9 protein-coding genes are annotated in these 12,227 nt (G+C 47.7%); 2 read left to right on the top strand and 7 right to left on the bottom strand.

The genetic code is table 11. The features are described from left to right. Nucleotides 1-111: 111 nt before the first annotated feature. The 4 genes from COV46_08705 to COV46_08720 form a co-directional block, all read right to left on the bottom strand. Entirely contained in the window at nt 112-747 is a 636-nt protein-coding gene (locus tag COV46_08705) for an endonuclease (protein ID PIR16317.1), read from the bottom strand. A gap of 138 nt (nt 748-885) precedes the next feature. Next, nucleotides 886-2,076 (bottom strand): hypothetical protein, encoded by a 1,191-nt coding sequence (locus COV46_08710; GenBank protein PIR16318.1) that lies wholly within the window; start codon nt 2,074-2,076, stop codon nt 886-888. A gap of 31 nt (nt 2,077-2,107) precedes the next feature. Next, complete coding sequence (locus tag COV46_08715; GenBank protein ID PIR16319.1) at nt 2,108-2,398, bottom strand: hypothetical protein; 291 nt, start codon at nt 2,396-2,398, stop codon at nt 2,108-2,110. Between the two features lie 64 nt (nt 2,399-2,462). Further along, nucleotides 2,463-2,789 carry a hypothetical protein gene (locus COV46_08720; GenBank protein PIR16320.1) on the bottom strand — a complete coding sequence of 109 codons (327 nt, stop codon included), beginning with the start codon at nt 2,787-2,789 and terminating at the stop codon, nt 2,463-2,465. Between the two features lie 85 nt (nt 2,790-2,874). Between COV46_08720 and COV46_08725 the strand changes: the two genes are divergently transcribed. Both COV46_08725 and COV46_08730 read left to right on the top strand, forming a co-directional pair. Then, on the top strand, nt 2,875-3,852 hold the full coding sequence (locus COV46_08725; protein PIR16321.1) for a hypothetical protein: 978 nt from the start codon (nt 2,875-2,877) through the stop codon (nt 3,850-3,852). Then, entirely contained in the window at nt 3,852-4,721 is an 870-nt protein-coding gene (locus COV46_08730) for a hypothetical protein (protein ID PIR16322.1), read from the top strand. Before COV46_08725 ends, COV46_08730 begins: the two co-directional genes overlap by 1 nt. 27 nt (nt 4,722-4,748) lie before the next feature. Here COV46_08730 and COV46_08735 read toward each other — a convergent pair whose 3' ends face one another. The 3 genes from COV46_08735 to COV46_08745 form a co-directional block, all read right to left on the bottom strand. Further along, a complete protein-coding gene (locus COV46_08735) occupies nt 4,749-7,439 on the bottom strand; it encodes a SpoVR family protein (GenBank protein PIR16323.1) in 2,691 nt (896 codons plus the stop codon). 65 nt (nt 7,440-7,504) lie between these two features. Beyond that, nucleotides 7,505-9,901 (bottom strand): hypothetical protein, encoded by a 2,397-nt coding sequence (locus COV46_08740; protein PIR16324.1) that lies wholly within the window; start codon nt 9,899-9,901, stop codon nt 7,505-7,507. Between the two features lie 90 nt (nt 9,902-9,991). Next, complete coding sequence (locus COV46_08745) at nt 9,992-12,049, bottom strand: serine protein kinase (GenBank protein ID PIR16348.1); 2,058 nt, start codon at nt 12,047-12,049, stop codon at nt 9,992-9,994. Nucleotides 12,050-12,227: the final 178 nt, after the last annotated feature.

The raw sequence follows: 12,227 nt of genomic DNA on the forward strand, positions 1-12,227 counted from the left end.
CAATGCGAGCCCCCACATATAATAATCAATGATATCACATATTTAAATATGATATCGGATAATGGATGGGCTTGAAACCGCAATTATCAGGGTGCGGGATACTCACGGCAATCACAAAAGACCCTCCAGAGGGCATTCGTGGCAATTTGGCTTCGGTTTGCAGAACTCCTTACCCACCCGAACGATCAAGGCGTGGTACTCATTGAATAGGCCCACATCTTCAGGAAGCCCATCCATAAAGATAGACTGCAGTTCATTGTAATCGGCGTCCTCTCCTGCCAAAGAATGGCGGTTCAGGATCCTGTAGGTATAGGCATCGCATACAAATATAGTTTTATCTAGCGCATAGAGAAGTATTGAATCGGCGGTCTCGCGTCCTACTCCATTTACCGACAATAACTCTTCGCGAAGTTCGTGAAGCGGCGCGGCCTTCATCTTTTCCGCGGAACCATCGTATCTTTCGGTGAAGAACTTTAAGAAATTGCGGAGGCGTTTGGCCTTTACGTTGAAATACCCCGCAGGGCGGATAAGCCCTGCAAGTCTTGCGGGCGGGAGCTTTAATAATTTATATGGATCAAGGAGATCGGCCTTTTTAAGGTTGGCAATGGCGCGTTCAACGTTCCCCCAATTCGTGTTCTGGGTAAGAATGGCGCCTACCATCACCTCGAACGGAGTTTCCCCCGGCCACCAGTGTTGCGGGCCGAACGCCTTAAACAAACGATCATATATTAACAATAGTTTCTTCATAATCAGACAAGCCCTGAAAAATTCAGCTTTATTGTTCGAGCGAGCATAAGCGAGTCTAGGACCGTTGAGATTTTCATCTTCTCGACTACGCTCGAAGAATAAGATCCGCTATTTTTCAGAGTTCTCTTAACGCACATGCTATATCTTAAAGGTCTCATGAAGTTTTGAGAGCACATTTAAAACCCCGCGATCAAGATCTGTCTTTTTGGCAATACTAAGGCATTTGTTCTTTATCGGTGTAGAAGTTAACAAGGTCCTTAATTTCTTGGCGAGCTCCTTTCCGTCCAAGCCGTCCGGTTCGAGAACCGTTCCAACACCTACTTTTCGGAGCATTTCAGCGTTGAATGGCTGGTCAAGGTTCCTTGGAATGGCAAGCTGGGGGACGCCTGCAGCGAGTCCTTGTGCTATAGTGCCTATGCCGCCGTGATGAACAAACGCCGCAACGTGGGGTAATATCTTGCTGAAAGGCAGATAATCGACATGAAGCATGTTCTTAGGGAGCGAACCGGGAATAGCGCTCTTATTCCTTGTAAGAATAATACCCCTCTTTTTCAATATGCGGCAAGCACCTATGATAGCCTCAAAAAAACTATCATCCCCGCTTATCTCTGTGCCAAACGTAAATAAAAGAGGCTCGTCGCCTTTGGAGATGAACTCTTTTACCTCTTTTTTAAGTCCCTGCGATGGGGGACCGTCATAACCCAAAAATCCGGTAAATCTCGTGTTGCTCGGATATCTTGTGTTCGGCGGCATGAACCATTTTGGAAAGAGGCCTATGACCAATTGAGGCGAATATATCCATTCACCGAAAATATTTTTGAACCCAGGAAGCCCGACGCTTTGCCTTGCCCTGTTTATCTTAGGACCCCAAACAATGTCGAGCATCTTAACAAGCCTTTCGGGGGCGATGTTTTGAGCGGTGGCCCAAAGGCCTGAAGGCTGGAGTACGATGGTGGCTCCCGAAACATTGAACCGCTCATGGGCCATTCTAGCGCCGTACGCAAAAGGGGAAGAAATGATCAGCGTTCTCTTTGAAAGGTTCCTTTTTATGCATTCGTACACCGGCAATGTGGCAGGTAAGAACATCTCCTCCTGAAGTATCTTAAAACCCTTGAGAGGGTCCCATAGGTCATGGTTTGAGAGGGCTCTTCTATACGAACGAACGTCGCCAATCTCTATGATATCTATACCGGCCTTTTTTAACGGGACCTTAAAGTAACCGTTGGTAATGAAGCGTACGCGAAGCCCTTCGTTTTTGAGGGCGCGGCCGACACCTATCATCGGATTGATATCGCCTATGCTTCCGAGGGAGGTTAAAAGGATATCCAACTATCACCTCTGAAATTCGTATGATCGAATATTAAGCCGCTGACGTTGCCGGTGCGGCGCCTTCGGCGGGAGCTGCCGCAGGTGCGGCCGCGGTTTCAGGCGTGACACCCTTCTTGGATGCTGCCCATGCGCCGAAATGCTGTTCGCACATTCCCTTTTTAAAGAGCGGCTTCCTGCAGTTCTCTTCTTTGCAGATCTTGTAACGGCGCTTGTGGCCTTCCATCCCTCCGGCACGCCATTTCTTGAAATGGAGAGCGCAATATCCCTTTGCCCTGTGAGGGCGCTTGCAATTCGCTACTGAACACTTTTTTGCTTCTGTCATAATAATCCTCCGGTTCTATATTTGAAGCACGAGACATGATGCATGAAACATGATAAAAGCTTTGCTACTTTTTGTCTCCTGTTTCGGTTTTTTCCGCCTTTTCCTTCAGTTTCATTATATTATCTTTTAACTCGTTCTTTATTACCGCCTCAAGCGCCGTCTTATCCTTTTCGGTTATGTTGTCGGTCGCGGCCGTTTTACCGAACTTGAAAATATCCGAAAGCCATGTGGATATATCCTTCAGGCCTTCCGAGATGATGCCATTTTGATAGGCCCCTTTAAAATGCTCCCGAACGGGCTTTCCGTTCCAATTATAATCGGCGATATAAAGGGTCCCTGTAACTATCAGGACAAGCAGTACCAGTTTTTTTATCCATCTGAATAAGAACATATCAAGTCGGTTTAATGCTTAAACCGCGCACCATCTAACCATTTAACCATTTACTGTCAAGGCGTTTTCTGTTAGTCTCCTCGCTATGAAAAAGCCGCGGATACTTATTGTGGATGACAACAAGGTCAATATTGAGCTCCTTCGGGCACAGTTAAAACCCTATGATTATACTATAGAAACTGCGCTCGACGGTGAAGAGGCCCTCTCTAAAATATTAAAAGACCCGCCGGACATGGTCCTTTTAGACCTGATGATGCCTAAGATCTCGGGTTACGAGGTCTGCAGGTCTATCAAACAGAACAAGAACACGCAATTCGTTCCGGTCATTGTGATAACCGCGCTCCAGGAACTCGACGACAAACTAAAGGCAATAGAGCTCGGCGCCGACGATTTTCTTGTAAAGCCCTTCAATAAATTGGAGCTCATCACACGCATAAAGTCCCTTCTAAGAATGAAAGAGCTTCATGACGACCTCGACACCAGCGAAAGCATACTATTTTCCCTGGCCGAGGCGCTGGAAGCGAAGGACATCTATACTCGCGGCCATTCCGAACGCGTGGCAAAGTATTCGCTGGAGATAGCAAAGGCGCTGGTGCTTCCATCCCATGAACTAGAGGTGATAAGAAAGGGCGGACTTTTGCACGACATCGGCAAGATCGGCGTTCGCGAGGATATTCTACTGAAACCGGGCCGCCTTACCGATGAAGAGATGGTCCACGTAAGAAGCCACCCGACCCGCGGTTTTGATATCTGCTCTCCATTAAAATCGCTTGAAGAGGCGCTGACATGCATCAGAAGCCACCACGAGCGCTACGATGGAACGGGCTATCCCGACGGCCTCAAGGGAGAAGATATCCCTATTTGCGGGCAGATCCTGGCAGTTGCCGACACGTTCGACGCCATGACCACCGACAGGCCCTACAGAAAGGCCCTTCCGGTCGCGACCGCCATAAAGATCATGGAAGATGAAAATGAGTCCGGTCAATGGAACCCGAATATAGTTAAGATCTTCCTCGATATTATAAAGAACAACAAGATAGAGCTCTTCAATTCAAAGCCTTAATGGACGCACTCCTAACAATAATCATTAAAAGACCGTATATCTTCATGTTCCTGGCGGCCTTCCTTTTCTTGGGACGCGTCTACTGGGGATGGCGAAAGACGTTCATCTGGCTTGTAATAGGATACTTGGTGGCGCTTGCCAGCGAAGCATCATCGATCAGGAACGGATTTCCTTACGGACTTTACTATTACAGATATGAGAACATGCCGGGCGAGCTGATGGTGTTCGGCGTCCCTTTTTGGGATTCGCTCTCCTATCCGTTCATGATATTCGCGGGATACACAACGGCAAGGTTTATACTGGGCCTGTCATCGCGAGGCGAATGCCGAAGCGATCCCCCGAGCACTATTGAATGCAGAAGATTGCCACGCCCCTTTGGGGCTCGCAATGACATATTGGCCGCTTTGCTCGGCGCTTTTCTCACAATGCTGCTCGATATCATCATTGACCCGCTAACGGTTATGGGCGACAGATGGTTCCTTGGAGATATCTATTATTATCCTAACGGGGGTTCATACTTCGGCGTCCCCTTTACCAACTTTGCAGGATGGTTTTTGGTACCGCTCGCGGTCATACTTATATTTAACGTCATTGCGAGCAGGGCGAAGCAATCCCCCGCACAGGAGATTGCTTCGCCTGCGGCTCGCAATGACACGAAACTTACGCACTCACGCATCCACGCACTTACGCACTTCTTAAATCCCCTCTTCTACCTTGCAATCGCCCTCTTCAATATAATGATAACCATGGCGATAAAAGAGCCCTTGATAGCCTCTTTGGACTGTTTCCTGCTCATTCCGGTGGTTGGGTTGATAATTTGGAGAATTAAAAGGACATCAGAAGTCCGAAATCAGAAGTCAGAGGTCTGACATTCGACTTCCGTCTTCTTCGTTTGGTTATGGTCTGAATTCCTTATACTCTTCCCCGTCAAAACAAAGTATCTTGGGCACGCCCTCGACCATCGTTTCGATATTAACGGGACGGGCCCATATCTTATAAAGGCTCTTTAAGGTCTCCGAGGCATAATCGGGGCGCAGGTCAACACCATCGTGCTGATGTTTGAGCATCAACTCACCCCTGTTCTTGTAGTTGCCGTTCACGACCGAGATTATGGGATGACCAAAGTTCGTTAATTGGAAAAGGAGTTTCTCCTTTACCTTTTTGAACTCGCGTGAGGCTATCTCGTACTGGTCGGCGCTCGGATTATATGCGAACGTAAAAAGTTTCTGATCTCTGCAGAATTCTGGCGTCAGGAACTCGTCGATGAAAGTTATGTCGCTGTAAATCTTTCTTACCTCGAATATCTTCTTGAGACCAAGGCCCAAACCCTTATCCCACTTCGCCTTTTGGATCATATTTTCGCAGTCATCATATTCCTTCCCGAACCTTCCCTTGTTCCAGCGTTCTTCGATATTCTTGAAAAGTTCGATACCCATCTTATATGGATTAAGCCTTCCGGGATATGGGGCAACCGTTCCAGAATGATGGTCTGCGTAATCAATCACCTCGGAATCCTTCAAAGCTCTCCTCGTCATAATATGAGAATGCCAGTAGCTATTATGATTGATCAATCCACCAGCCACATAACGGTGTGTGTCGCTAACAGAAAAATCGTAAACATCCGATCTGGTGGCTTCTATAGAAAACACTTCATCATCAACAGATTCTTCTTTGAACCATTTTCTGTTATTCACATATTCTTCTAACTTCCTTTGTTTTCTAAGGAGCCCGAAACCTATCTCTTCCATGAACCGTTTTGTCTGAAGGCCGAACATCCTAACGTGCCATATATCTTTTGGCTGTTTGCGCCGCCAAGTCATTATTCCAAAATTCAGCAAGATAAGCTGTATCTGACGGCTCATTGTGTTGCTGGACGTAGAAAGAATAACGCCGCCCCGCCCTGCATAACCATCGCAATCGTAATAGGCCCTTAAAAAGGCTCTCATCACTTTCTTTGGCGAACGCAATATAACTTGAGGGACATCTTTAATGCGAGCCGACACTCCGGTTTTAAGTCCAAGGTGCTCCAAAAAATCGGCCAAATCTTCGGAGCTGGCCAAAATTCTCCATCTATTGTCATCCTTCTTTTTCCTGAACTCCACTCCAAAAAGGTCTCGGCCCAATTCGGCAAAATGGTCTGCTTGCAACTCGTCGCCGGACGTCAGACCCAAAACACGTTTGACCCTGCTTATATGTCCATCGCCCACCAGATAACCGATAAAACTGGCAAGCCTTTCATCAACAACCGCCGGAATTTTAATTCTATTCCTTTCCTTTTTGATCAGGCCCATCTTTGCAATTTGAGACTCGTAAACAGCAAGCGCCGGATCCATGAGCGAAGCCGAACAACTATGGGACCGTCCAAACTTATGTCTTATCACGGTGCTCAAACTAACGCCTGCGGAACCGGCAACATCTGTTAATGTCTGCCTTTGCAAAGGACTCCATTCTATATTCTGGTAGCTTTCCGGCCAAAGTCCGGCACTAGACGGCACACTTATCTTATCACCCACCTTGATGCCGTCCAGCCTTCTCCAATTCGAATCCTTTAATAATATCTGGTGCGTTGTCGAACCTTCCAAAACCAATCCGCGCTTCGTTTCTATTTTTACGGATTCGCGACCGGGGAAACAGGCAAAATCGTAAAGTCTTCTGGGTATTTCACCGTCGCTGACATTTATTTTTAATCTTTGTTCAACGATCTCCTTTGCGGGAATCAACCCCTTCCCGGTCAGAACCAATGTATCCCCTGCCACACAGGCCCATCCTTCGTTCATTATCTTGGTCTGGCCTTGCGGCAGGAAATAATAGGCCTCCTCGCGAAGGAGAGAAAGTATATCCCTCTGCCATTTCTCAAGCGGGGCAAAGTCCATCAAAAAGCCCATAACGTCGCGCTCAGGACTTTCGGGAAATTTATGTTCCAGTTTTTCATCATCTACAAGTTGTTGCGCCTGCGCCTTCATAAAATCGGGCGGATTTATGAACTTGTCCATATACTGCCTGCCGGATTTAAGTTTTCTGACCGTCTTTACCGATTCTTCCCCATCGACGATGGGCATAGGCACCTTTTCCCGCGCGCGTTTTATGGCCACACCATGGCAATCTATCAGAGTATCGATAGAAAGACAGGCGTCGATGAAATCTTCGACCACATCTTGGCCGTATCTGTTGATATAGCGCATGATGCGGGTACGATGGTTTCCCATCTCATCCATCATCTTGCGGTTAGTGTGCGCGAAATAAACGTTGTTCTTGAAAAAATCGCAGTGGGCATAAACGTGCGCCATCACAAGTTTCTGATCGACGATGCTGTTGGCGTAAAGAAGGTAGGCGTAGCAGGGGTCGTTGTTGATGACCATCTCGTATATCTTTGAAAGGCCCCATGCGTAGCGCTTGGAAAGGTCCTCATATTCCATGCCGTGGCGCCAATGCGGATATCTGTTGGGAAATCCGCCGTAGGAAGCCACCTCGTTCAGCTGGTTCCAGTCGAGCACCTCGAATATGACCGGAAAGAAGTCGAGCCCGCACTCCAGCGCATACTTTTCGATCTCATCTTTTATTTTTGACAGGTCTGGAGTAAGGTTCATATCATACCAGCCTCAAGCCAGCAAGGTTTGTGGATATTAACTTTGCTGGCTTTGCTGGCCTAAGTTCATTTTCCTTTTCCTAAAAAGTCCTTTATAGATCTAACTATTGCGTCCTTATTCTCTATCTTGCTTGTGATCAGATTTTCGGCATCGTGCAGGTGCTCGGTCAGGTCCTTCATGAACTGACCGCTACCATATTCGCTCTCCACCTGCCCGTAGCAAAAGACGTTGGATGCCGGAAGCAATTGTTCTCGCAAAAGCTTGATACACTCATCGGTATCGTTCCCGCTCCAATTATCGCCGTCGGAAAAGTGGAACGGATAGATGTTCCAGACGCTGGGGTTGTACTTCTCCTCAAGCATCTTAAGACAGAGCTTATATGCCGAAGATATTATCGTTCCGCCGCTCTCGCGGGTGTGGAAGAACGTCTCTCTGTCGACCTCGCGCGCGACCGCGTCGTGGATTATGTAACGGGTCTCAATGTTCTTATACTGGCTCTTTAGCCACGTATCTATCCAGAAGGCCTCCAGCCTAACTATCTCCTTCTGTTCGTTGCCCATGGAATTATGACTCAATACACCGTCAACAATATAATTGTTATGCTTGTCCACTGTGAAGTCATAAACTTCGACCGGGTCCGAACAGTTTTCGACTGCCTTCACCTTGCATATGAGCAAAGATTCGCTTAATGTCTTATAAACAACAGACCGTTGCTCTTCTGTTAAGGCATATTCCATCATTCTTTTAATATTAGCGTGTGAAAAGGCATTTCGTCCATCTTCATACAATCGGCTCTTTATCTTTTCCAGCGAGGGCATTTTCCCAAAATGATCTTTAAAATCTGCCGCGGGGATGAACCGGCTTCTCATGGCATCGATGCCGTTCCCTTGCCTGTTCACCAGATCGACCAATTTTTTCTGTTTCTCTTTACAGCCAAAACCTATTTCCTTACTGAAGGTAATGGCATCTTTGGAATTTATGACCAGCCTGTAAAATACCCCTTCCTTGATTTTGTTACCCTTGATCTCCCGCTCCTCCTGAACATACAGGTTGAGCCTGGCCCTGATACCCCAGAATGAAAGGAGCAACTTGGCCTGTTTCACTAGCGAAAGGCTTGATGATATCATCTCAACTGCATGTGCAGCAATGGCCCCTTCGGCATCAAAGAGTCCTCTTAAGAATGCGGCCCTTATGTCAGGGGGTTGCTGAAAAATTAGGGGTTCGATATAGCGCTGCCTGGACCTCTTAATAAGTGAGGGCATTTCATCTTGGATCCTTCGCACCAGAGGGACGGAATTCAGGTAAAGTCTTTTTCTATCGCTTATATTCTTAATTATCCCCTTAACATTAAATGCTGTATGCGCACAGTCGGCATAGTAGGCTAGCCTCTCTTCATTCTCATCCGTGATCATGACAAAACGGCTGTTTCTTTGTGAATCATCTTCATCAATATGAACGGTAACATGGCCATCACCAAGCATCGCTCCAAACAAATACGCCTCAGCTGTGGTAAAGATCTTTTTGGAAGGTAGAGTAGCCGCTTTACCAAATTGATTTACAAGTATGAGGAGGTCTCCCGTCCCGATATCCTTCGCCTCTTTCTCAACGATCAGGTCATCCATTTCACTATATATGAAATATCTATGATTAGGCGTTACTCGCAGTTCTAAATGATCTTCTGTCTGTATCTTTACAGTGTCAGTGACATTATGTTTGAACAACTCTGTGACACCAGACCGGATCTTTTTTCTACCATTCACATCAACACATGCCACAACATCTCCAACTGAAACTTCAGAAACATCTTTATAAGAACCATCTGCCATCTCAACATAATGGCCTTTGGTGTGGCAACCCGAAACGTCCATCATATATATGATAACCGCCTTGGTCTCGGGTTTTTTCTCATCCTTCCACATCCTGTATCTGCGGTCCTCGCGCACCGGGATGATAACGGGTCTCTTGGGATCGTAGCTTCCAGACATTATCTGGCGTTTTAGCGCCTGCCTGTATGTGCGTTTAAAATGTTTGAGCGACTCAGGACCCGACATGCCTATTGAAGTGTAGCGAATTTTTTTGCTGACAAGATCATCATCGCCTTTGGGCTGGATCTTGGGCAGTTCCAGTTCTTCGCCGAGTATCTCCGCAAGTTCCTGAAAGGATATTTCCACCTCAAGGAGATGTTCGCCCGGGGCATTGCCCGCCTTTTGTGAGCCTTCTTTGCCTTCTCCGGGTGCAAGCGCCTGGCCTACATCGCCTTCGCCCTGCCCTACACCGCCCTTTTGGCGGTCGCCGTAGACAAAATGAGGGATGTCTATCTGGGGAATAGGGATGGTGACGAACTCCTTCCCTTTTTTGCCGATCAGCTCGGTATTGGAGATGAACTTCCGCAGCTCTTTTTTAATTCGGCCGCGAATGATATCCCTAAAGCGCTTTACATCCTGTTCTATTTTCTGAGCCATTATGTCCGCTCATCCTGAGCATGTCGAAGGATGAGCAATAGATAATACATGCCGCTCATGGTTCGACGTGCTCACCATGAGCGGTCTAGATCAGTTATGACCTCTCTCTTTAATATCTCCCCTGGCAAATATCGAAGCGACGAAATTTAGCATGTCGGTGGCGCAGACCTCGCAGTAGCCGTAGTTCTTAATGAGCCTCGACTTCACCACGTCTATCTTCTCCTGTGTATCCTTGTCGACCACGCTAGAAACGAGGCTTGTGAGCTTTATCGAATCCTTCTGGTCCTCAAAGAGCTTAAGCTCCAATGCCTTATGAAGGCGCTCGTTCATCCTGTAATTGAACTGCTTTCCCTCGATGGCGAGCGCGCCGATGTAGTTCATTATCTCGCGGCGGAAGTCGTCCTTTCTCGATTCAGGGATGTCTATCTTCTCTTCTATCGACCTCATCAGCCTTTCATCGGGCTCTTCATCCTGACCGGTATATTTGTTCTTCACGCGTTCTTTCTGTGTATATGCCTTTACGTTGTCGATGTAGTTGGAGCAGAGCCTTGTAATGGCCTCTTCGTCGGCAGATATCGCGCGCTGGACCTCGTTCTTGACCGTATCTTCGTATTCTTCCTTCACGACCGCCAGAAGTTCTGCAAAACGCTTTCTCTGTTCATCGTTCTTGAGGAGCGAATGGTGCCTTAGTCCGCTTTCAAGTTCGTTAAGCACCATGAACGGATTGATGCACCCGGCGCCCATCTCGCCGACGAGGGCGTTGGATATCTTATCCTGAATATAACGAGGAGATATGCCTTCCAGACCCTCTCGGGTGGCCTCTTTGCGGAGTTCTTTCACATTGTCTTCCGTGAAGCCGGGAAGGCTCTTGCCGTCGTAAAGCTTTAGCTTCTGCATGAGCGTGAGGTTGGCCTTCTTTGGTTCCTCAAGGCGCGTAAGCACCGCCCACATCGCCGCCATCTCCAGCGTATGCGGGGCTATATGTTTTCCGCGAATGCGTCCCTGTTTGTAATCCTTTTCGTAGATCTTTATCTCTTCGTGCAATTTTGTGATGTATGGCAGGTCTATCCTTACCGTCCTGTCGCGAAGGGCTTCCATGTATTCGTTGCTCTGAAAGCGCTTGAACTCGGCCTCGTTCGTGTGGCCGATGATGACCTCGTCGATATCTGTCTGCGAGAATTTTTTGGGCTTGATCTTGTGTTCCTGCGAAGCGCCCAGAAGGTCGTAAAGGAAGGCAACGTCGAGCTTTAGGACCTCTATGAATTCGATAAGTCCTCTATTGGCGATATTGAACTCGCCGTCAAAGTTAAACGCCCTTGGGTCGGAATCGGAGCCATATTCGGCTATCTTTCTGTAGTTGATATCTCCGGTCAGTTCGGTTGAATCCTGATTCTTTTCGTCCTTGGGCTGGAAGGTGCCGATACCAATGCGGTCCTTTTCGGAAAGGATGATGCGGCGCACCTTGATGTGCTCCATCGTCTTCGCCCAGTCGCCCTTGTAACAAAGAAGAAGTTCCTTATAAATGTAGCGGCATGCCGGACAGAGGTCGCCTTCCAAAATTATCTTTTCAGCTTCGGAAAGGTTCTTGTTTATATGACCGAGCATCTTTTCGCGAAGCTCGAGGGGTATGAGCCTTAAAGGCTCTTCGTGCATCGGGCACCTTATTTCATTAGCGGTACCGAATATGCCGCGAGTATCGTCCAGATCGTTCTTGAGCCACGCGTATGAGTAAAGGGCTCCGTCCGGTGTCTTTGAATATGCCTCGATACCCTTCTTGATGAGCCTCACGACCGTGCTCTTTGCACTGCCGACCGGCCCGTGGAGGAGGAGTATCCTCTTTTCGGTGCCGTACTGGCGGGCCGCCGCCTTGAAGGCGTTAAGGAGCTTCATTAAATGAACGTCGAGTCCGAACACGGCGTCCTTGCCGTTCTCGAACGGATCTTCAAAGAATTTGTAGCGGGTTATTTTCTTCTTATACTCTGTGAACTCTTCGGTTCCATATGTAAGTATCAGATCAAAAACGCGCTGGAAGGCGGTTCTTGCCACCTTCGGGTTCTTGTCGACTATGTGAAGATAATCGGAAAGAGAGCCCTCCCAGTTAAGATCGCGGTAGCTGTTGACATCCTGCATCGACTGTACCATCGCCATCAGGTCGTGCTCGGCCTTCTTTGTCTCTGGACCCGCGTCCTTTTTTACCTTCGTTGGTGCTGGCATATTTTCAACCCCCTTTATTTAAGGGCACCTCTAAAAACCTACTTACTCTGTCATTGCGAGCCCCGAAGGGGCGCGGCAATCTCTAAGCAAACACTTGATTTATGGAGATTGC

The sequence above is a fragment of the Deltaproteobacteria bacterium CG11_big_fil_rev_8_21_14_0_20_49_13 genome (assembly GCA_002796305.1).
Lineage (GTDB): Bacteria > UBA10199 > UBA10199.